Origin of the sequence: Thermodesulfobacterium sp. (assembly GCF_030445475.1) — a bacterium.
Taxonomy (GTDB): Bacteria; Desulfobacterota; Thermodesulfobacteria; order Thermodesulfobacteriales; family Thermodesulfobacteriaceae; genus Thermodesulfobacterium; species Thermodesulfobacterium commune.
Genome location: NZ_JASUTP010000002.1, coordinates 25,178 through 45,478 on the forward strand (window position 1 = coordinate 25,178; position 20,301 = coordinate 45,478).

Genomic DNA, 20,301 nt, shown 5'->3' on the forward strand with positions numbered 1-20,301 from the left:
AATATCCTTGTAAAGGGTTAGTAAAGGTTGTTAAAGATCAATTAACGGGGGTTTGTCATGAGTGCTCAGAAACCTTTAATTCTATGGTTTGATCAGATTTCCAAAGATGACATTTCTTTGGTTGGTGGTAAAAATGCTTCTTTGGGAGAGATGTATTCAAAACTTACAGAAAAAGGGATTAAAGTGCCTTATGGTTTTGCAGTAACCGCAGAGGCATATCGATATTTTATAAAAGAAAACCATTTAGACGATAAGATAAAAGAAATTTTAAAAGGGCTTGATACTCATGACGTGTTAGATCTACAAAAAAGAGGTAAGAAGATCAGGACCCTTCTTCTTAAGGCTAAAATGCCAGAGAAACTTGAGGCTGCTATAAGAGAGTCCTATGCTGAGCTTGAGAAAAGATATGGCAAGAATACCGATGTGGCTGTCAGGTCTTCTGCGACTGCCGAAGATTTACCAGATGCCTCTTTTGCCGGACAGCAAGAGACCTTTCTTAACATCAGAGGGGTAGATAACGTCGTAAAATATGTCCAAAAGTGTTTTGCCTCTCTTTTTACCGACAGAGCCATTTCCTACAGAGAGGATAAAGGGTTTGATCATTTTTCTGTTTATATCTCAGTAGCCATACAAAAGATGGTAAGAAGTGATGCCGCTTGTTCAGGAGTTATGTTTACCTTAGATACAGAAACCGGTTTTAGAGATGTGGTCTACATCACAGGCACCTGGGGATTAGGAGAAGCCTTGGTTCAGGGTAAGGTCACCCCTGATGAATATTATGTTTTTAAGCCTACCCTTAAACAGGGGTTTCGTCCTATCCTTTCTAAAAAGTTAGGTTCGAAACACCTTAAGATGGTTTATGGAGAGGACCCAAAACATCCGGTTAAGACAGTTAAAACCACCAAAGACGAAAGATTAAGCTTTGTGCTTTCTGATGAAGAAATTTTAAAACTTGCCAAATGGGCGATGATCATCGAAGAACACTATGAACGGCCTATGGATATAGAGTGGGCTAAAGACGGAGATGGAAAAACTATCGGCACAGGAGAGATTTTTATCGTTCAGGCAAGACCTGAAACGGTACACGCCATCAAGGAGTATAAATATTATGAAGTCTATAAACTTAAAGGAGAAGGTAGGGTTATCTGCACCGGTAAGGCTGTAGGAAGTAAGATAGGGCAGGGGAAAGCTCGAGTTATCCTTAGCTTAAACGAAATTGCAAATTTTAAACCAGGGGAGATTTTGGTAACTGAGATGACAGACCCTGATTGGGAACCTATCATGAAAAAAGCCTCTGCCATCATTACCGATAGAGGCGGAAGAACCTGCCATGCAGCCATAGTTTCTCGAGAATTGGGAATACCCTGTATCGTAGGTACAGAAAATGCTATCAAACTTATCAACACCGGAGATAAAATTACCGTTGATTGCTCTCAAGGCGAGATAGGAAGAGTTTTAGAAGGGTTGGTAGACTATGAAGTTGAAAGGATAGACCTTGAGAAACTCCCTGAAACCAGGACCAAAATCATGATGAATGTAGGTATCCCTGAACAAGCCTTTGCTCAGGCACAGATACCAAACGATGGAGTAGGTCTTGCTCGTATAGAGTTTATCATCGGGTCTCATATAGGGATCCATCCTCTGGCGTTGCTTAACTATGAAAAGTTGAAAGAAGAGGCTAAAAAGGATAAGGAAATCGAAAAGGTAGTAGCTGTGATCGAAGAAAGAGCTTATAACTATGCCAATAAGGCTGATTTTTATGTAGATAAACTGGCTCAAGGTATTGCGATGATAGGTGCTGCCTTTTATCCTAAGGATGTTATCGTGAGACTTTCAGATTTTAAGACCAATGAATATGCTAACCTGGTGGGAGGATATCTCTATGAGCCAGTAGAGCATAACCCGATGTTAGGTTGGAGAGGGGCTTCAAGGTATTATGACCCTAAGTTTGAACCTGCCTTTGCTTTAGAGTGCAAGGCTATCAAGAAGGCCAGAGACGAAATGGGGCTTACCAACATCAAAGTTATGGTGCCCTTCTGCAGGACGGTAGAAGAAGGGGAAAGGGTTATTAAGGTGATGGAAAAATATGGGCTTAAACAGGGAGAAAACGGGTTAGAGATATATGTGATGGCTGAAATACCAAGCAACGTTATCTTGGCAGAAGAATTTGCCAAGATTTTTGACGGTTTTTCGATAGGGTCTAACGACCTGACTCAGCTTACCTTGGGATTAGACAGAGACTCAGAGCTGGTCTCTCACATCTATGACGAAAGAAACCCAGCCATCAAAATTTTGATAAAACAACTTATTGAAACTGCCCATAAGTTCGGAAGAAAGGTCGGAATCTGTGGACAGGCACCCAGTGATTTTCCTGATTTTGCTGCGTTTTTGGTAGAATGTGGGATCGATTCTATGAGCCTTTCCCCAGATACTGTAATTAAAACCAGGCTTTTGGTTGCTGAGAAAGAAAAGGAGTTAAAAAAGAAAAAGTGAAAATTTTAAGGCTTATCTTTTTTTGGTTTTTTGTTTTTTGTAGTTTTGCCTGGGCAGAACTAAAAGTAGGTATATTACCCTTAAAACTTGAGGCACCTGCAGAATACGGTTATTTAAGAGAAGCTTTACAAAACCATATTTATCACAGGCTGTGGGTGCCTTCTAAGGTAAAAACCGTGTCGTTAGAAGATGGACGAACGTTATCTGGATTAGACTATCTCCTTTCCTCAGAGATAAAGGTGGAGAAAGAACAGGTAGCATTAAAACTAAAGCTTGATAGCGTAAGTCCGACCCCTAAAGAGGTTTGGACTAAAGAAGAAAAGGTAGCAAGAGATCAACTTTTTTCTAAGATAGCCGTTTACTTGGAAGAGATAAAAAGGATTTTGGTTGAGGGTAGTCCTCAGCCTCAAACCTTTACTTCTTTTTCTGGACCTTCTCAGTCTCAGGTTAGTACTCCTGCGGGAGGAATTACTCCTTTACCTAAGAATCTATCCGAGACAAAAGAGTATAACGTTCAGATAATAAAAGAAAAGAAATCTTTTTTTAGTAAGTTAAACCCATTTGAAAAGTTGTCAGACTGGATGTCTAACCTTTTTGCTAAAGAAAGTGAGTTTAAAATAAGCATTCCCATCCCTCCCCCTCCCCCTCCCCCTCCTCCTGGGGTGGTGGTTTCTCATCAACCTTTAGAGGTAAACCCTCAGACGTCTTTAAAAACTCCTCAGAAAGAGGCGTATACCGTTAATCCGGCTTTTTCCAAACCTCAACCTCAAATTCAACCTCAACCTCAATCCTTGATGCAACCGCAGACCCAACCACAGCCATCACCCTGGCAATGGTTTTAGCCATGAGGAAGAAAGGTCCTCAAATTTATATCAAACCTTATGCTAAGAAAAAAAAGAGCAGGTTTAAAAAGGTTTTTTTTACCTTACTCTTGATTTTTTTAGGCCTTACATGTGCTGTTTTTTTAACGCTAAATTTTTTAATCAAAAAGGAGATGGAAGAGGTGGAACGAGTCAGAAGAGAAAATGTATATTATGAAGGTGAAATTAAAAGGTTAACCTCTTCTGATGAGCCTTATGAAGAGATCTTACGGACTAAATATGGATACATAAAAGAAGGAGAAAAAATCATCATCTATTCTTCTCCTCAGGCAAAGGAAGAAAAAAAACCTTAATCAAGGGGGCTTTTTATGAACTATAAAGTTTTAGAGGGGTTTTTTGAGGGAGAAGACGTCAAAGTAGGTATAGTGATCAGCCGTTTTAACGTGTTTATTACCCAAAAACTTTTAGAAGGTGCATTAGATGTGCTAAAAAGACACAAGGTAAAAGAGGAAAATATCTATGTAGCCTGGGTGCCAGGGGCTTTTGAAATTCCTCTTGTGGCTAAAAAGCTTGCAAAGACCCAGAAGTTTGACGCAGTCATTTGTTTAGGGGCTATCATAAGAGGAGCTACCCCTCATTTTGAATACGTAGCCGCTGAAGCTTCAAAAGGGGTAGCTCAGGTGATGTTAGAAACGGAAATCCCTATTATCTTTGGTATCCTTACTACAGACACGATAGAGCAGGCGATAGAAAGAGCTGGCACCAAAGCCGGTAATAAAGGGGCTGAGGCTGCTCTAAGTGCCCTTGAGATGATAAACCTTTTAAAAAAGATAAACCAGGTTTAAGGGGAAGGAGCCATGCTTAAAACCTTAAGGGATTTTGACCTTAAAGGTAAAAAGGTTTTTATAAGGGTTGATTTTAACGTCCCTTTAGAAAACGGCAAAATTTTAGACGATACTCGTATAGTAGAAAGCCTTTCTACCATTACCCATGTGTTGCATTCCTATGGTAAGGTTATCCTTTGTTCTCATTTAGGAAGACCTAAGGGAAAAAGAGTGCCTGAATTTTCTTTAAGGCCTGTTTATGAATATTTGAAAACGGTTTTTAAAGACAGAGAGGTCAAGTTTTTAGAGGATTTTTTGAGTCCTGAGGCAGAAAAAGAACTCGAAAACCTGAAAGAAGGGGAGATTTTGCTTTTAGAAAACATAAGATTTTACGAGGGAGAAACCAAAAACGACCCTGATTTTGCCAAGGCTTTAGCCAAGTTTGCAGACATCTACATCAACGATGCTTTTTCTGTCTCCCACAGGGCGCATGCCTCTGTGGTAGGTGTTCCTCTTTTGGTTAAAGAAAAGGGGATTGGTTTTCAGATGGAAAAGGAACTGAAATATCTTTCCAAGATTGTAGGAAAGCCTGAAAGGCCTTTTTATGCGGTAGTAGGAGGAAGTAAGGTTTCCACCAAAATAGGGGTTTTAAAGAGCTTACTTAACAAGCTTGACAAGCTTATCATCGGTGGGGCGATGGCCAACACCTTTCTTGCAGCCAAAGGGTATTCTGTAGGAGATTCTTTTGTAGAAGAAGAATACATAGAGGTGGCAAAGGAAATTCTTAAAGAAGCTAAGGAAAAGGAGGTTAAAATTTATTTACCGGTAGATGTAGTGGTTGAAAACAACGGACAGGTTTTAGCTAAGGGCTTAAGGGAAATCGTTAAAGAAGATAAGGTGTTTGACATAGGAAAGGAGACGGTAAAACTTTTCTGCAGAAGCCTTGATGGAGCTAAAACTGTGGTCTGGAACGGACCTTTAGGGTATTTCGAAAAGCCACCTTTTGACTATGGAACTGTCGAGATAGCCAGAAAGATTGCCTCTCTTACCTGTACCACCATAGCAGGGGGAGGAGATACCCTTTCTGCCATAAAATATGCCTGCGTAGAAACAGGATTTTCCTATGTTTCTACCGCAGGTGGGGCCTTTTTAGAGTATTTAGAAGGAAAAGACCTGCCAGGAATTTTAGCTTTAACGAAGTAACGTTGAAAAAAGGGGTTAGATTTATGAAAAAGGTTCTTTTAGCTGGAAACTGGAAGATGCACAAAACTTTGTCTGAAGTAAAGGCCTATTTTGAGAAGTTTCTTAAAGACTTAGAAACAATAGACCTTTCAGCCAAAGAAATAATGATAGCTCCACCTTTTACAGCATTAGCTTACTCAAGAAAACTCACCGAGGGCTCACCGATAAAGTTAGGTGCGCAAAATGCTTGTTGGGAGGAAAAAGGGGCATTTACTGGAGAGGTTTCTCCTTTGATGCTTAAGGAATTAGGGGTTGAGTATGTGATAGTAGGCCATTCAGAAAGAAGACATATTTTCGGAGAAACCAATGAACTGGTAGGAAAAAGAGCAGAAGGCGTTTTTCGTTTTGGGCTGACCCCTATTCTTTGTGTTGGAGAAACCCTCGAAGAAAGACAGCAGAATAAAACCTTAGAGGTAATAAAATCACAATTAGAGGCAGGTTTAAACGGGATTAAAGAGGTGGGTGGAAGGGATCTGGTGATAGCTTATGAACCAGTTTGGGCTATAGGAACAGGAATTACCGCAACCCCTGAACAGGCTGAAGAAGTCCATGGTTTTATCAGAGATTTTCTTTCAGGTCTTTATGGAAAAGAGAAGGCAGAAACCATAAGAATCCTTTATGGAGGAAGTGTAACCCCTGAAAACATAGAAAGCCTTATCAAACAACCTAACATAGATGGGGTGTTGGTAGGTGGAGCTTCTTTAGACCCTGATAAGTTCTTAAAAATTTGTGCTGTAGCCCTTTAAGGAGCCTTTTACAGAGGGGGAGAAAAAGATATGACAGAACAGTGTAGTTTACCTGATTATACCGACCTTTCTCAAGAGATTTTAGAAATACCTAAGAAATACAAAAGATTGGCCATAGTAGGGGCAAGTTATAATCCAGATCGACCAAGCTATCAGGTAATGGAATATCTACTAAAAGAAGGTTTTGAAGTAGTCCCTATAAACCCGGTAAGGGAAGAAATCCTTGGGAAAAAGGTATATCCTTCTTTATCTCAACTCCCTGAAGAGCTTTATCCTGAAGTAGTGATTATTTTTAGAAAGCCTGAGATGGTTTTACCGATAGTAGAAGAGGCATTGGCTTTAAAACCTAAGGTGATCTGGATGCAAGAGGGGGTGATTAACGAAGAAGCTAAAAAACTTGCTGAGGCCCACGGGATAAAAGTGGTGATGAATAAATGTTTTAAAAAAGTCCATTTAATAGGCAAAAAGATGGGTCAATAGATGACAGAAAACTTACGCGAGGTAGAGGTATACACAGATTTAGAGCAATTTAGAAGAATTTTTACCAAAAACAAACAAGAGGTTTTAAAGTATAATCTTTCAGAATTTGTGGCACTCCTATCAACCGTCCCTCTTCCCAAGCTTTTTTCTGGTTTATTTTTAGAGCTTATAGTTAAACTTTCTGAAGCCCTTTACTGGAAAAGCTGTTTTTTGTTAAACACACGTCCTCAGGAGGAACCTCAACCTTCTGAGGAATCTTATCCTGAGGAAGAGATTTCAATAAAAAGACAGTTTCACTACTATAACCTTATTCCCTTAGACCGGGTTCTCGAAGATAAAGTTTTTTTACCTAAAAGTTCAGAGGTTCAACTACCTTCAGATGAATTTTTAACCAGTCCAGAAAGTCAACAGGCCTTCAACCTTCTTTTACAGGCTCTTCTTAGGGTGCTTCAACGGGAAACCCTTAAAACAGAAGTCTTAGAAAGGCTGCCACAGGTTTCGATAGAAGATTACATAGATGAGGTCTATCAGTTTTTACAACAAAATCCTTCTTTTTATTTTGAAGATTTCCTAAAAACCAGAGATCTCGATGTGTTAAAAGTGGTTTGTTATTTTTTGGCTCTTCTTTTCATGTGTTTCTATGAACAGTGTAGACTGGTGCAAAATAGCGAGTATGAAGATATACTGGTAATTAAGGTCTAAGGTTAAAAGTTCTTTTTAAGATATGTGAAATATTTAACAAGTGGTTTAAAAAGGGGTAGCAGAGATTAAAGATTTAATGATAAAGCCAACAAGTTATCCTGGTTAAAGAGAGGTTATAGATGAAATATAAGATAAAGCATTATCCTGAACGTTGTTCTGGTTGTGGGGAATGTGTTAAGGCTTGTGCAGAAAATCATGAAGGATTGAGCAATTGTGCTATTTATGAGATAGAGGGCAAGTTTTACTATTTTTCATGTCTTCAGTGTAAAAGGCCTCAATGTGCGTCGGTGTGTCCTGTAGGTGCTATAGAAAGAGAAGGAGAGGTGGTAAGGCTTTATCCGGAGCTGTGTGTGGGATGCAGAAACTGTGAGGAGGCTTGCCCGTTTGGTGTGCCTAAGTTTAACAAAAAAACAGGCAGGATTAACAAGTGTGACCTTTGTTTAGAAAGGGTAAAGGCAGGTCTTTTACCTTATTGTGTAGAGGCTTGTCCTAATCAGGCTTTAGAGCTAGTTAAAGAAACTCCTAAACCTAAGGAGGAAGAAAAATAAATGAGTGGATATCAAGGGATTTTTTTGTTTGGTTTTTTGCTTTTCCTTCTTGGGGCTTTATTGGTGATAGCTAACAATTTTTTTGCCTTAAGAAGGTTTAACCCTGCTAAGTTTAAACCTTATGAATGTGGGATAGATGTTTCGTGGGATGCAAGGATTCCGCTTAAGGTAAAGTTTTATTTGATAGCTGTGATTTTTTTGGTTTTTGATGTTGAGCTGGTTTTTCTTTATCCATGGGCAGTAGTTTTTGAAGACCTTGGTTGGTTTGGTTTTGTAGAAATCGCGGTTTTTGTGTTTTTGTTGTTGGTAGCCTATGTTTATGCCTGGAGAGAAGGAGCTTTAAAATGGGAGTAGAAAAATCTACCATAGAGATAGCACCTGGAGTAAGACAGGTTCCTGGAGCCCCTGTGGTGGTGACTACCATAGACAAAGTGATAAACTGGGCAAGAGCAGGGTCTTTGTGGCCTCTTACCTTTGGGCTTGCCTGCTGTGCCATAGAGATGATGGCAACTGGAGCCAGTCACTATGACCTTGACCGGTACGGTATAATCTTTAGAGCTACCCCTCGTCAGGCAGACCTTTTGATAGTGGCAGGTACGGTAACCAAAAAGATGGCTCCGATCGTAAGAAGGGTATATGACCAGATGCCAGAGCCTAAGTATGTGATTGCCATGGGAAGTTGTGCCTGCTCTGGGGGAATTTTTAGAACCTATTCAGTAGCTCAGGGGGTAGACCAGTTTTTACCGGTAGACATCTATCTACCTGGTTGCCCTCCCCGTCCTGAAGCCCTGATTTATGCGTTGTTGCAACTCCAGGAAAAGATTAAAAAAGAGACCAAAAGATGGGGTTACTGGAGATAGTGTATGGGACTTTATGAAGAGTTAAAGGTCAAGTTTCCAGAGGTAGTGAAAGAAAGTTTTCTGGAAGTTGACGGCGAAGTGGTGGTTTGCAATAGAGAAGGTTTTTTAGACCTCATAACCTGGCTTAAACAAGAAAAAGGTTTTATCCATCTGATAGACCTTTGTGGGGTTGACTACTTAGGATATAAACCTAAAACCTTTGAGGAAAGGTTTGAGGTGGTTTATCATCTTTTTAATTTAGATGAAAGAAAACTTTTAAGGTTAAAGGTTAGGGTTCCAGAAGAGGACCCCTGGCAGTATTCTGTAACCTCTCTATGGAAAGCGGCTAACTGGTTTGAGAGAGAGTGTTTTGATATGTTTGGGATAGTTTTTAAAGGTCATCCTGACTTAAGAAGGCTGCTTATGCCTGAAGACTGGAAGGGTTATCCTTTAAGAAAGGATTATCCTCTTTTCTCAGAGGAAGAAGACTGGGAACCATACAAGGCTTTGGTAGAAAAGTATAAGAGGAGAGGCTAAAGGATGTCTTTAGTTTTAGAGGTTAATAAAAAACAGAAAGGCAAAGACAGCTGGGAAGAGCCTTTTTATCTAAACATGGGTCCTCAGCACCCTTCTACTCACGGGGTTTTACGCCTTTTCCTTGAATTAGAAGGGGAAACCATCGTTAACTGCGACCCTATCATCGGGTATCTCCATAGAGGAATAGAAAAACTTGCAGAAAACCTTAACTACAACCAGACCATCGTTTTAAGTGACCGGTTAGACTATATTTCTTCTGCGGCAAACAACGTAGCCTTTGCCCTTGCCTTTGAAAAACTCTTCAAACTTGAGGTGCCAAGAAGGGCTAAGCTGATAAGAACGATCGTTTCAGAGATGGCAAGGATATGTAGTCATTTACTCTGGCTTGCAACCCATGCCCTTGATATAGGGGCGATGACTGTTTTCCTTTACTGTTTTAGGGACAGAGAATGGTTGTTAAACATTTATGAAAGGATTTGTGGGGCAAGGCTCACCCATACCTACGTTAGAGTAGGTGGGGTAAGAAGAGATTTTGAGCCTGAGGTTATAGAGGAACTCTATCGGTTTGTAGAGGAATTTCCTAAAAGGATTACCGACTACGAGACCTTGATCGATACCAACCGTATCTGGCTTAAACGAACCAAAAACATAGCGGTAGTTTCTGCTGAAGAGGCTTTTAACTTAGGGCTTACCGGTCCTTGTTTAAGGGGATCTGGTGTTCCTTATGATGTAAGAAAATTTAGACCCTATGATGCCTATCCTGAGGTAGAGTTTGAGGTTCCTGTAGGACAAAATGGAGATACTTACGATCGTTATAAAGTAAGGATGAGGGAGCTTCGTCAGTCTAACTGGATTATCAAACAGTGTTTAGACAAGCTATCTGAAACCGAAGGGGAGCCGGTGTTGACTGAAAATGCTCCTGACCTTCTTATGCCAGAAAAGGTGAGAGAAGTTTCTGCTCAACCCCATCCTAAGCTTGGAGTTATGTTTAAACCAAAAGAAAAAGAGATTGTCCCTGTAGGGGAGGCCTTTGCTTCCATAGAATCCCCTAAGGGTGAACTTTCGGTTTATGTGATAAGTGACGGTTCAAGTAAACCCTGGAGGCTTAGGATCAGGACTCCCTCTTTTGTACATATCTCTGCCATTCCTCATATGACAAAAGGGCATATGATTGCTGATCTGGTAGCCATTATAGGGACCCTTGACATAGTTTTAGGGGATTCTGACAGGTAAGGAGGATATATGGAAGACCTTTGGTCCAATCTGTTTTGGTTTTTGGCAGGAACGGTGATCCTGCTTATAGTAAGCCTTTTACACGTAGCCTATCTTACCTACGCAGAAAGAAAGATCATTGCCAGGATGCAACAAAGGCTTGGACCTAACAGGGTAGGACCAAGAGGGCTTTTACAACCCATCGCTGACATGTTAAAACTGCTTACCAAGGAAGACATCATTCCTGCTCAGGTAGATAAGCCTGTATTTTATATCGCCCCTTTTATTTCTCTGGTTTGTGCTGGAACAGGGATAGCGTTGGTGCCTCTTTGGGAAAATTTTGTGATAAGCAACATAAACGTAGGTCTTTTGTTTATTCTGGCTTTAAGCTCTTTAAGTGCTTACGGAGTTATACTGTCAGGATGGGCTTCTAACTCAAGGTATGCCTTTTTAGGAGGGCTCAGAGCCAGTGCTCAGGTGATAAGCTATGAGATAGCAATGAGCCTTGCCCTTTTAAGCGTGGTTTTGATGGCAGGGTCCCTTAACCTCGGAGACATCGTAAGAGCTCAGATAAACTCACCTTTTAAGGTTTATCTTATCCCTCAGTTGCTCGGATTTTTTGTTTTTATCGTTTCAGCGGTAGCTGAGTGTAATCGCACTCCCTTTGATTTGCCTGAGGCAGAGACAGAGCTTGTTGCAGGGTATTTTGTAGAATACTCAGGAATGAGGGTTGCCCTTTTTTATCTGGCAGAATATTTTGGAATGCTTGTGATGAGTGCCCTTGCAGTTACTTGTTTTTTAGGTGGTTGGGCAGGGCCCTTTGAGGTTCCTTATGTTCCCTTTTTCTGGTTTGTGGTAAAGGTTTATGCCTTACTTTTCTTTTACATTTGGATAAGGGCTACCCTCCCAAGATATCGTTATGACCAACTTATGGACCTTGGTTGGAAGGTGCTTATCCCTCTTGGTTTGATAAACCTGTTTTTAACAGCCTTGATAAAACTGATTTTTTAGGAGGAAATGGAAGGTGAAAAGCTTGTTTGAAAAGCTTTTTTTGATAGAAATTTTAAAGGGATTAGCCTTAACCCTTAAAAAATTACTGTTTGAAAAGCCTGTTACCATAGAATGCTACGACAAGGTAATCCCTCAACCTTATCCAGGATTTAGAGGAAGACATGCTTTGGTTAGAAGTGAACTTACCCAGGGACCTATCTGTGTGGCTTGCCATAGGTGCGAAAGGGTTTGCCCTTCAAGATGCATCTACATCAAAACTGTAGAGATAGAAGAAGGAGGAAAGAGAAAAAGACAGTTAGCTGAGTATGCGATAGATGCTTCAAGATGTGTGTATTGTGGGTATTGTGTAGAGGTTTGCCCGGTAAATGCCCTGGTGCTTACAGAATTTTATCAATACATAGGAGAAAAAAGAGAGGACCTTTATTTTGACCAGGAAAGGTTGCTTAAAAACTGGGATGAGTTTATCGCTAAAGCTGAAAGGCCTTACTTTAATCCATTCTGGAAACCTAAGGGTATCCCAGAGGGATTTTTCTCTATAGTAAAAAGAAAGGCTAAAGGGGTTTAAACATGGGATTAGGCATAGATCTTAACAGCCTTATTTTTGGGTATCTGGCTTTTGCGATGGTAGTTTCAAGTGTGCTTGCGGTTTTCTCGAAAAATCCAGTACACACCATACTTTTGGTTTTGGTGATGGTGGTGCATCAGGCTTTTTTGCTTTTAACCCTTGGCTCTGAGTTTTTGATGGCTGTACAGCTGATTGTATATGCAGGGGCGGTGCTGGTTTTGTTTTTGTTTGTGGTTTATCTGATAAACCTGAGAAAAGAGACAAAACACAGTATCTTTGTTAAACGTTTTTGCCTCTGTAGTTTGGTTTTCTTGCTGTTTTTAGGTTTTATGGGGGTTAATCTTTACCTGATATACGGAGCCAAAAAGTTTGAGCAAGCAGTACTACCCTTTAATCCTTTAGAAAAAGACAACCTTTGGTGGATAGCCCATTATCTTTTTAACTATTATCTTTTGCCTTTTGAGATTATAGGAGTGATATTGCTGGTAGCGGTTTTAGGGGCGGTCTTTTTGGTAAGAAAAGTTAAAACTACAGAGGAGGAGGTTTAGTAAAAAAATGGTACCTTTTGAGGCATATTTAATCCTATCATCGGTCCTTTTTCTGATAGGGCTTTTTGGTTTCTTGATGAGAAGAAATTTGATAGTAGTTTTGGTTTCCATAGAGATTATGCTTAACGCCATCATCATCCTTTTTGCTGCCCTTTCTTATTTTAAAAAAGACATAACTGGTTATGTGATGGTGTTTTTTATCATAGCGATGGCTGCGGCTGAGGCTGCGATCGGATTGACCTTAGCTATATTGATCTACAAAAAACTTAAAACCGTTTATACAGAAGAAATAAACCATTACAAGGGGTAGTTTTTATGGCAGAACATCCTTATGAGTTGATTACCCATTTTAACCTCTGGGTTTTTCTTATTCCATTTATACCCCTTTTAGGTAGCCTTTTTACCCTTATCTTTGGGAAGAAATATTTACAGGAAAAGGCCCATCAGATTCCAGTTTTAGCTATTTTCATAAGTTTTCTGATCTCTTTAAAGGTTTTGTTTGAGGTGCTTTCAGGAAAGATTTTTGATTTTGACCTTTATACCTGGATTTCTGCTTCCAACTTGAAAGTAGGATTAGGTTTTTTGGTTGACCCTCTTTCTATAGTAATGACCACGATGGTGCTTTCGTTATCCTTTCTTATTCATGTTTACTCTATCGGCTACATGTATGGAGACCCTGGGTATTATCGATTTTTTTCTTACATCTCTCTTTTCACGTTTAGCATGCTGATGCTTGTTCTTTCTAACAACGTGGTTCAACTTTATTTAGGGTGGGAGGCAGTAGGGCTTTGTTCTTATCTTTTGATTGGTTTCTGGTATGAGAAAAAGAGTGCAGCCAACGCAGCCAAAAAAGCCTTTATCGTTAACAGGGTAGGTGATTTTGGTTTTGCCCTTGGGGTGTTTGCCCTGTTTTATTTTACAGGAGCGCTTTACTATCAGGATGTCTTCTCTAAGCTTCCTCTTTTGTCTGAAAAATATATAGACTTTTTAGGTTTAGAAATCCATGTGCCTTTTCTGATAGCCTTTTTACTTTTTTGCGGGGCTATGGGTAAAAGTGCACAGTTTCCGCTTCATACCTGGCTTCCTGATGCGATGGAAGGTCCAACCCCTGTTTCAGCACTTATCCATGCGGCTACGATGGTTACCGCAGGGGTCTTTATGGTAGCAAGGCTCCATGGTCTTTTTGAGCTTTCTTCTTATGCCATGGCTATGGTAGCTTTTGTGGGGGCTTTTACCTGTTTCATGGCAGCAACCATCGCCCCTACCAGGTTTGATATCAAAAGGATCATCGCTTACTCTACCATGTCTCAACTGGGATATATGTTTATGGCCTGTGGGGTAGGAGCCTTTGCTGCAGGAATTTTTCACCTCTTTACACATGCCTACTTTAAAGCTTTGCTTTTTCTCGGTGCTGGTAGTGTGATCCATGCGGTTCATACCAACGACATAAGGCAGATGGGTGGGTTAAGAAAGTATATGCCCTATACATTTGTTACCTTTATGATAGGTGCATTAGCCTTGGCTGGTTTCCCAGGGCTTTCCGGATTTTTTAGTAAAGACGAAATACTTGCGATGGCCTATTTCTCTCAATATCCCTGGGGTAAGTTGGTTTGGGCTACAGGGCTTTTGGTGGCGTTTTTAACGGCTTTTTATACCTTCAGGTTGGTTTTTCGAGTGTTTTTTGGAGAGTATAACGGCAGAAAGGATTTTCATCCACATGAGTCTCCGAGGGTAATGATAATTCCTCTGGTTTTAATAGCTGTAGGAGCGGTTTTTGCTGGTTGGTTAGGGGTGCCTCATTCCTTGGGTGGAAACCCTGTGTTTTTAAACTTTTTAGAACCGGTTTTAGGGCACCCTAAAACCTTACCGATAGAACACCATACCGAGTATCTTTTGATGGTGCTTTCAGTAATGGCTGCTTTTTTAGGTATCTTTTTAGCCTGGGTAGTCTATCTTAAAAAACCTAGTCTTCAGTTTTGGTTATCACAAAAATTACCTTTGGTCTATCGGTTTCTTTATGGTAAGTGGTATTTTGATGAACTTTATGATGTACTTTTTGTGCGTTCTACGTTATGGACAGCAAGATGTATAGTAAATAAGATTTCAGACGGTATTTTGATAGAAGGGGCTATAAACGGTACTGCTAAACTGATAAGCCTTGCAGGTTCTGGTTTAAGGATAGTGCATTCAGGGGTGGTGAATCATTATAATACTTTTATTTTGGTAGGTGTTATCATTTACTTTATTTTGTATTTTTGTTTAAGATAGAGGCGGAGGAAGGTTTATGGAGTTTTTACAGAATAATTTGCTTTCCTTGATACTATGGTTTCCTTTATTAGGAGCTTTACCGATTTTCTTTTTAGGAAAAAATTCTGCACATACAGCTAAATGTATAGCCCTTTTAACGATGATTATAGATTTCGGCTTGTCTCTTTTACTTCTTTTTTCTTTTGATTTTCAGAATCCTGGTTTTCAGTTTGTAGAAAAAAAAGTTTGGATAGACTTTTTAAACAGCTATTATTTCCTTGGAGTAGACGGGATAAGTATTCTTTTTATACCACTTACTACTCTCACTACTTTACTTTGTATAACCATTTCTTGGAACTCAATCAAAGATAAAGTAAAAGAGTTTTATTTAGCCCTACTTTTTACTAACATAGCCATTGTAGGCACCCTTTGTGCTCTTGATTTGCTGCTTTTTTATGTTTTTTGGGAAGCTATGCTTATTCCGATGTATCTTATTATCGGTATTTGGGGTGGTCCCAGAAGGATATATGCTACCCTTAAGTTTTTCCTCTATACTTTTTTTGGTTCGGTTTTTATGTTAATCGCTATCGTTTATCTTTTCATTAAGTTTGGCACGTTTGATTATACTAAGCTTTTGGGAGTAGTAAACGGTGGTTTGGTAGAGAAGTTGTTGTTTTTAGGGTTTGCTTTGGCTTTTGCGATTAAAATTCCTATGTGGCCTGTTCACACCTGGTTACCTGATGCCCATACTGAGGCTCCTACTGCAGGTTCAGTTATTTTAGCAGGAATTTTGATTAAACTTGGGGCTTACGGTTTTATTAGGTTTGCTTTGCCGATGTTTCCTCATGCAGCCCAGGAGTTTGCTCCGTTGTTGCTTTTACTTTCGGTGATAGCTATCATCTACGGAGGTTTGGCCTGTCTTGCTCAGGATGACTTAAAAAGGCTTATTGCCTATAGCTCGGTTAGTCATATGGGTTTTGTAACCCTGGGAATTTTTGCCTTTAATCCTATAGCTATGAAAGGAGCTATCTTACAGATGATTAACCATGGAATCGTAACCGGTGCTTTGTTTATGTGTGTAGGCATTGTTTATGACCGTACTCATAGCCGTGCGATAAGCTATTATGGAGGGCTTGCCTCTGTCATGCCTGTTTATGCTGCCTTTTTTATGATTTTTACGTTAGCCTCGATCGGCCTTCCAGGAACCAACGGTTTTATCGGGGAGTTTCTGATCCTTTTAGGGACTTTCTTTACCAACAAACTCTTGGTTGTGTTCGCTGCCTTAGGTCTTATCATCGGGGCAGGTTATATGCTTTGGCTTTACCAGCGGGTATTTTTTGAAAGGGTAAATCCTAATATAGAAAGGTTAGCACCTTTAAGGGTTAACGAATTTTTATCCTTGCTGCCTATGTTGGTTCTGGTGTTCTTGATAGGGCTTTATCCTAAACTCTTTTTAGACTACATGACCACCTCAATCGAGCATTTACTTAATAACCTAAGGTTTTAGGAGGCTAAAAGTTATGACCATAGAGCTTAACTTTGGAGTAATACTTTCTGAGATTCTTCTTTTGCTAGTAGGTTGTTTTGTTTTTCTTTTTGATAGATTTTTTAAAAACAAAGGATATGCCTTTTGGTTAACCCTTTTGTCTCTTTTGATAGCAAGTGGTGTGCTTTTAATCTCGCCTTTTGGAGGGTTTACGTTAAGTTATCAAAACGATTTTTTCTCGATAGTCTTTAAGTTTATCGTTTTGTTTGGTGCCTTTTTGGTTGTTATCCTTTCTAAGAACTATCTTACCTATCATTCACAGCTTAACTACGGGGAGTATTATGGGTTTTTGATCCTTTCTCTGATAGGTGCTTTTTTGATGCTTTCTTCTATGGATTTGATCACCATGTATCTTTCGATGGAGCTGATGAGTTTCCCTGTATACCTTTTGATAGCGTTAAACTTTGCCCAACAGCGTAAATCCTTAGAAGGTTCTTTTAAATACTTCCTGGCTGGAGCTATGGGGTCGGTATTTTTACTTTTGGGTATGGGGTTGGTTTATAGTGCTACCGGATCTTTGTTTTTTATGCAGATTGCCCAAAGTCTGTTTGGTAAGGCAGAGTTAACCTATGTGCTGTTAGGATTTTTGTTTATTTTGGCAGGTTTTTCGGTGAAGATACCCTTTGTGCCTTTTCATATGTGGGCTCCTGATGCTTATGAAAGCGCACCCTTGCCTATAACCTCCTTTATCGCCTCCATAATCAAGTTTGTGGTTATAGCCTGTCTGATAAAGTTGCTTATGGTAGCCTTTATTCCTTTAAAAGCCAAGATAGGGCAAATACTTATTCCTGTGGTTTTGTTAACCATTCTTATCGGAAATGTGCTTGCTATCAAGCAAGACCATCTGATAAGGATGCTTGCCTTTTCCTCTATTGCACATGCAGGTTATGCTGGTTTAGGCCTGATTACTGGAGACCTGATAGGCTATAGCTTTACGATTTTTTACCTTTGGGTTTATCTTATCATGACCATAGGAATGTTTAGTATAGCGGTGTTTTTGGCCAACTACCAAAAGGATCTTCTTTATATACCTAAACTGTCAGGCTTGAGCCAAATCTCCCCTGGGCTTAGTTTTTTAACCTTGATTTTTATGTTTGCTTTAGCAGGGATTCCTCCGACAGCAGGTTTTATGGGAAAATTTTATCTTTTTATCGGTTTGGTTAAGTCAGGATATATCTGGGTAGCTATCTTAGCTGTTCTTTTTTCAGTGATAGGGGCTTATCCTTATCTTAGGGTTTTAAAGTTTATCTACATGGAAAAAACTGAGGAAACCTTTTCCTACCGTTGGGAACCTGGGGTTTGGTTCCCTGTGAGTATAACCGCTTTTCTTACCCTTTTGATCGGTATCTACCCCAAACCTTGGGTAGACATGGTTTACAGAACCCTTTATCTTTATCTTACCTTTCTTTTTTATCCATACTAAACACCTTTAGGAAATCTTTTCCCTTCTCTTTATCAATAAACAGGACTAATTTTTCCTGCCCTGATCTAACTCCTTTTCGGCTAACCTTTCATTTTTCTTAAGTTTTGCCAAAGCCTAAGTTTTCAAATTTAGGCACACTTTTTGATTTTAAATTAAAAAAGCCTTGAGGGGAGCTAAGATGAAGATAAATTTAAATTCAAATAATTGTTCCTGTGGCAACCTTTTTTTATCTAATGGGGGTATTTCAGGAGAGATTAATCAGGAATTTAACTTTCTACAAGTTATCCTTCTTTATTTGCTTTCTAACGGAGATCCTTCTTCTCAGCTGTTGAGTTCTCAGGGTATAAACGCAGACCAAGTTCAGGGTTTAATACAGACTAAAGGAACACAAACTGAAGGTCTGTCTCACACTAAGATTTTTCAAAAAGACCAAGCTCAAGATGAGGACCTGCAAGGTGTGTGGAGTTTTTTGTTTTGGGGATATTTGGTTGATAGGACAGGTATTAACTTGGATGGAGTTATTCAATCCATATCTAAAGAAGGATTAACAGAGGTTTCTGGGTTAAATCTAAACCAAAAGGGCTTGGGAGAACTTTTGGATAAATTTTTAAATAATCCCTCAGAAAAACTTAGGGTTTATGAAGAATTGAACAAACTTTTATTTTTGCCTGACCTTAAAAGCGATTTTCTAATCTGGCTAAATCATAAGATAGAAACTGGATTTCAGCCTAACGAAGAGATGACATCTCTTTGGGCTTATTCGTTTTTTAAGATAAAAAATGATCTGTCTGTTACGGAGGAAGAGCAAAATTTACTCCAAGGAGAAAAATTACAAACAGTTTTAGGGAAGGAAGATGTTTTATCTTTTCAGAACTTGATACAAAAACTTGAAGAAAAGCTAAAGAGTGAGGTTTTTTCTGATAAAAACTTTTTAGAGTTAAAGCCAAGGTTGTTAGAGGTTGTAAATCAAGCTGAGGCACGTTTAAAGGAAGGTTTTATAACCAATAATCAGGTTGTTGATAGTTTGTTTAATAAGTTGAGAGAAAGATTGTTTGAACAACAGACTATTTTAGGGGAGAGAAATGCAGAAGTAAAGGGTTTGAACTTAACTGAAGCCCCGTTTGAGGTGATTAAGGGATTATCTACTAAGCCTTCAGGTCCTCAAGAGGTTTTAGATAAAACTGCCGGGATGTTTGAAAGATATTTTGAAAGAGTTAAAGAAAAAGGATCCTTTTTAGCCGAGGGTATTGCTTTATTAAAAGAGAAACAAGGGTTTTCTCAAGAAGGACAGGGAGGGTTAACTCGGTTCCAATTTTTTTATCATCAAGTGTCTCACCTAAGGTCTAACGACCAGCACCTGGTAAATATAGAGACTGTAAAGTTTTTAGAAGGAGATAAGATGTCTCCTCAGTTTTTTGAGTTTGTGAAGAGGTTTTCGGCAGAGGTTCTTCCAGAAGGAGAAAAGAAGGCTTATGTAAGGCTTGAACCTCCCCATTTAGGAGGTCTTGATTTAGAGATTAAGGTTAAAGAAAAAGAGGTAATCATCGTAGCCAGGGTGGAGAAAGAAGAAGCCTTTCGTGAACTTCAAAATAACGTTGAAGCCATAAAAGAAAGTTTAAAAGAACTTGGGCTCTCTCTTAAAGATTTCCAGACTCAGCTCAACTGGGGTTATCAGGGTTTTGCAGGTGGATCTGGAGAGAAAAGAGAGGGGACTAAAGGGTTAAAGACTGATTTAGAAGCACAAAATCAAGATCTTAATATTTTACCTCTTGAGAAAGGGTTCAAAAACCTAAAAGGGAAACATTATTTTATCGTTTAAGGAGGAAAAAGGTTATGGCTACCACCCCGGTTAACACCAATAGTTCTACCATTAGTTCAGTAAACAGCTCTTCTCAGAATACCCAGAGAACACCTAAAAAAGTTTTACAAAAAGATGATTTTATAAAACTTTTTGTTACTCAACTTCGGTATCAAGACCCTATGAAACCTCTTGAAAACAACGATATGGCTATTCAACTTGCTTTGTTCAATCAGGTAGACCAGCTTTTTAACATAAACGACACCTTAAAGAGTTTGGTTGACCTTGGTAAAAACCTTAATCTTACCTATGTCTCAAGTTTGGTAGATAAAAAGGTAAAGGTAGATTCAAACATAGGAAGGGTAGAGCAAGGTCAGTTTTTAGGGGGTGAGTTTAAGGTTGAGGGGTTTGTCACCGGAGGAGAAATAGTTATAAGGGATTCTAAAGGTAATCTGGTAAAAAAGATAACCCTTACAGACCTTAAAGAAGGGATCCATAAGATAGAATGGGATGGAAAGGATCAGGCGGGAAATCTTGTGCCTGATGGTAACTATACCTTTTCTGTCCTTCTTTATGACGGTAAAACAGTCAATTCGGTAAAACCTACGATGGTAGCTAGGGTAACAGGAGCTAAGTTAGGGGAAGAAAACAGGCTTGTGATAAACGGAGTCCAGGAAATCCAACTTTCTGACATCAAAGAATTGATAGGAGGTTAAAGG

22 protein-coding genes are annotated in these 20,301 nt (G+C 39.4%); all 22 read left to right on the top strand.

The window, feature by feature from the left end; all coding sequences use genetic code 11:
• Positions 1-57 precede the first annotated feature (57 nt).
• On the top strand, positions 58-2,493 hold the full coding sequence (ppsA, locus tag PWP26_RS01540) for a phosphoenolpyruvate synthase (RefSeq protein ID WP_301398843.1): 2,436 nt from the start codon (positions 58-60) through the stop codon (positions 2,491-2,493).
• Entirely contained in the window at positions 2,490-3,335 is an 846-nt protein-coding gene (locus PWP26_RS01545; protein WP_301398844.1) for a hypothetical protein, read from the top strand. Before ppsA ends, PWP26_RS01545 begins: the two co-directional genes overlap by 4 nt.
• A 152-nt stretch (positions 3,336-3,487) precedes the next feature.
• Positions 3,488-3,667 carry a septum formation initiator family protein gene (locus tag PWP26_RS01550; RefSeq protein ID WP_200870694.1) on the top strand — a complete coding sequence of 60 codons (180 nt, stop codon included), beginning with the start codon at positions 3,488-3,490 and terminating at the stop codon, positions 3,665-3,667.
• 15 nt (positions 3,668-3,682) lie between these two features.
• Positions 3,683-4,159 carry a 6,7-dimethyl-8-ribityllumazine synthase gene (ribE, locus tag PWP26_RS01555; protein WP_038060139.1) on the top strand — a complete coding sequence of 159 codons (477 nt, stop codon included), beginning with the start codon at positions 3,683-3,685 and terminating at the stop codon, positions 4,157-4,159.
• A 12-nt stretch (positions 4,160-4,171) separates the two neighbouring features.
• Complete coding sequence (gene pgk / locus PWP26_RS01560) at positions 4,172-5,341, top strand: phosphoglycerate kinase (RefSeq protein WP_038060140.1); 1,170 nt, start codon at positions 4,172-4,174, stop codon at positions 5,339-5,341.
• Between the two features lie 23 nt (positions 5,342-5,364).
• Positions 5,365-6,126, top strand: coding sequence for a triose-phosphate isomerase (tpiA, locus tag PWP26_RS01565; protein WP_038060141.1), 762 nt, complete (start codon positions 5,365-5,367; stop codon positions 6,124-6,126).
• A gap of 30 nt (positions 6,127-6,156) precedes the next feature.
• Complete coding sequence (locus PWP26_RS01570) at positions 6,157-6,606, top strand: CoA-binding protein (RefSeq protein ID WP_287568123.1); 450 nt, start codon at positions 6,157-6,159, stop codon at positions 6,604-6,606.
• On the top strand, positions 6,607-7,308 hold the full coding sequence (locus PWP26_RS01575) for a hypothetical protein (RefSeq protein WP_038060143.1): 702 nt from the start codon (positions 6,607-6,609) through the stop codon (positions 7,306-7,308).
• Between the two features lie 119 nt (positions 7,309-7,427).
• Positions 7,428-7,856, top strand: coding sequence for a 4Fe-4S dicluster domain-containing protein (locus PWP26_RS01580; protein WP_038060144.1), 429 nt, complete (start codon positions 7,428-7,430; stop codon positions 7,854-7,856).
• Positions 7,857-8,210 carry an NADH-quinone oxidoreductase subunit A gene (locus PWP26_RS01585; RefSeq protein WP_038060145.1) on the top strand — a complete coding sequence of 118 codons (354 nt, stop codon included), beginning with the start codon at positions 7,857-7,859 and terminating at the stop codon, positions 8,208-8,210. It abuts the gene before it with no gap.
• The gene (locus tag PWP26_RS01590) at positions 8,201-8,716 is read left to right on the top strand and encodes an NADH-quinone oxidoreductase subunit B (RefSeq protein ID WP_273010643.1); all 516 of its coding nucleotides are present in this window, start codon (positions 8,201-8,203) and stop codon (positions 8,714-8,716) included. The genes PWP26_RS01585 and PWP26_RS01590 overlap by 10 nt, the downstream gene beginning before the upstream one ends.
• Before the next feature lie 3 nt (positions 8,717-8,719).
• The gene (locus tag PWP26_RS01595; protein WP_301398845.1) at positions 8,720-9,232 is read left to right on the top strand and encodes an NADH-quinone oxidoreductase subunit C; all 513 of its coding nucleotides are present in this window, start codon (positions 8,720-8,722) and stop codon (positions 9,230-9,232) included.
• A gap of 3 nt (positions 9,233-9,235) precedes the next feature.
• The gene (locus PWP26_RS01600) at positions 9,236-10,465 is read left to right on the top strand and encodes an NADH-quinone oxidoreductase subunit D (protein WP_038060149.1); all 1,230 of its coding nucleotides are present in this window, start codon (positions 9,236-9,238) and stop codon (positions 10,463-10,465) included.
• A gap of 9 nt (positions 10,466-10,474) precedes the next feature.
• Positions 10,475-11,455, top strand: coding sequence for an NADH-quinone oxidoreductase subunit NuoH (nuoH, locus tag PWP26_RS01605; RefSeq protein ID WP_273010642.1), 981 nt, complete (start codon positions 10,475-10,477; stop codon positions 11,453-11,455).
• A 13-nt stretch (positions 11,456-11,468) separates the two neighbouring features.
• Positions 11,469-12,020 carry an NADH-quinone oxidoreductase subunit I gene (locus tag PWP26_RS01610; protein ID WP_273010641.1) on the top strand — a complete coding sequence of 184 codons (552 nt, stop codon included), beginning with the start codon at positions 11,469-11,471 and terminating at the stop codon, positions 12,018-12,020.
• Positions 12,021-12,022: 2 nt separating this feature from the next.
• The gene (locus PWP26_RS01615) at positions 12,023-12,568 is read left to right on the top strand and encodes an NADH-quinone oxidoreductase subunit J (protein ID WP_051754537.1); all 546 of its coding nucleotides are present in this window, start codon (positions 12,023-12,025) and stop codon (positions 12,566-12,568) included.
• Between the two features lie 7 nt (positions 12,569-12,575).
• Positions 12,576-12,878 carry an NADH-quinone oxidoreductase subunit NuoK gene (gene nuoK / locus PWP26_RS01620; protein WP_038060150.1) on the top strand — a complete coding sequence of 101 codons (303 nt, stop codon included), beginning with the start codon at positions 12,576-12,578 and terminating at the stop codon, positions 12,876-12,878.
• Between the two features lie 5 nt (positions 12,879-12,883).
• Positions 12,884-14,836: an NADH-quinone oxidoreductase subunit L gene (nuoL, locus tag PWP26_RS01625; RefSeq protein WP_273019124.1), complete on the top strand. Its 1,953-nt coding sequence runs from the start codon at positions 12,884-12,886 to the stop codon at positions 14,834-14,836.
• Positions 14,837-14,852: 16 nt separating this feature from the next.
• Positions 14,853-16,322 carry an NADH-quinone oxidoreductase subunit M gene (locus PWP26_RS01630; protein ID WP_273010639.1) on the top strand — a complete coding sequence of 490 codons (1,470 nt, stop codon included), beginning with the start codon at positions 14,853-14,855 and terminating at the stop codon, positions 16,320-16,322.
• A gap of 13 nt (positions 16,323-16,335) precedes the next feature.
• Positions 16,336-17,784, top strand: a complete 1,449-nt coding sequence (locus PWP26_RS01635) for an NADH-quinone oxidoreductase subunit N (RefSeq protein WP_287568112.1) — start codon at positions 16,336-16,338, stop codon at positions 17,782-17,784.
• A 178-nt stretch (positions 17,785-17,962) separates the two neighbouring features.
• Positions 17,963-19,603: a flagellar hook-length control protein FliK gene (locus PWP26_RS01640; RefSeq protein ID WP_038060154.1), complete on the top strand. Its 1,641-nt coding sequence runs from the start codon at positions 17,963-17,965 to the stop codon at positions 19,601-19,603.
• Between the two features lie 14 nt (positions 19,604-19,617).
• The gene (locus tag PWP26_RS01645; RefSeq protein ID WP_287568111.1) at positions 19,618-20,298 is read left to right on the top strand and encodes a flagellar hook assembly protein FlgD; all 681 of its coding nucleotides are present in this window, start codon (positions 19,618-19,620) and stop codon (positions 20,296-20,298) included.
• The last annotated feature ends 3 nt before the right edge of the window (positions 20,299-20,301 follow it).

Bases quoted from the DNA above. Each gene is read 5' to 3' on its own strand.
- ppsA (WP_301398843.1), top strand. From the start codon at position 58: ATGAGTGCTCAGAAACCTTTAATTCTATGGTTTGATCAGATTTCCAAA.
- PWP26_RS01550 (WP_200870694.1), top strand. From the start codon at position 3,488: ATGGAAGAGGTGGAACGAGTCAGAAGAGAAAATGTATATTATGAAGGT.
- ribE (WP_038060139.1), top strand. From the start codon at position 3,683: ATGAACTATAAAGTTTTAGAGGGGTTTTTTGAGGGAGAAGACGTCAAA.
- pgk (WP_038060140.1), top strand. From the start codon at position 4,172: ATGCTTAAAACCTTAAGGGATTTTGACCTTAAAGGTAAAAAGGTTTTT.
- tpiA (WP_038060141.1), top strand. From the start codon at position 5,365: ATGAAAAAGGTTCTTTTAGCTGGAAACTGGAAGATGCACAAAACTTTG.
- PWP26_RS01570 (WP_287568123.1), top strand. From the start codon at position 6,157: ATGACAGAACAGTGTAGTTTACCTGATTATACCGACCTTTCTCAAGAG.
- PWP26_RS01575 (WP_038060143.1), top strand. From the start codon at position 6,607: ATGACAGAAAACTTACGCGAGGTAGAGGTATACACAGATTTAGAGCAA.
- PWP26_RS01580 (WP_038060144.1), top strand. From the start codon at position 7,428: ATGAAATATAAGATAAAGCATTATCCTGAACGTTGTTCTGGTTGTGGG.
- PWP26_RS01585 (WP_038060145.1), top strand. From the start codon at position 7,857: ATGAGTGGATATCAAGGGATTTTTTTGTTTGGTTTTTTGCTTTTCCTT.
- PWP26_RS01590 (WP_273010643.1), top strand. From the start codon at position 8,201: ATGGGAGTAGAAAAATCTACCATAGAGATAGCACCTGGAGTAAGACAG.
- PWP26_RS01595 (WP_301398845.1), top strand. From the start codon at position 8,720: ATGGGACTTTATGAAGAGTTAAAGGTCAAGTTTCCAGAGGTAGTGAAA.
- PWP26_RS01600 (WP_038060149.1), top strand. From the start codon at position 9,236: ATGTCTTTAGTTTTAGAGGTTAATAAAAAACAGAAAGGCAAAGACAGC.
- nuoH (WP_273010642.1), top strand. From the start codon at position 10,475: ATGGAAGACCTTTGGTCCAATCTGTTTTGGTTTTTGGCAGGAACGGTG.
- PWP26_RS01615 (WP_051754537.1), top strand. From the start codon at position 12,023: ATGGGATTAGGCATAGATCTTAACAGCCTTATTTTTGGGTATCTGGCT.
- nuoK (WP_038060150.1), top strand. From the start codon at position 12,576: ATGGTACCTTTTGAGGCATATTTAATCCTATCATCGGTCCTTTTTCTG.
- nuoL (WP_273019124.1), top strand. From the start codon at position 12,884: ATGGCAGAACATCCTTATGAGTTGATTACCCATTTTAACCTCTGGGTT.
- PWP26_RS01630 (WP_273010639.1), top strand. From the start codon at position 14,853: ATGGAGTTTTTACAGAATAATTTGCTTTCCTTGATACTATGGTTTCCT.
- PWP26_RS01635 (WP_287568112.1), top strand. From the start codon at position 16,336: ATGACCATAGAGCTTAACTTTGGAGTAATACTTTCTGAGATTCTTCTT.
- PWP26_RS01640 (WP_038060154.1), top strand. From the start codon at position 17,963: ATGAAGATAAATTTAAATTCAAATAATTGTTCCTGTGGCAACCTTTTT.
- PWP26_RS01645 (WP_287568111.1), top strand. From the start codon at position 19,618: ATGGCTACCACCCCGGTTAACACCAATAGTTCTACCATTAGTTCAGTA.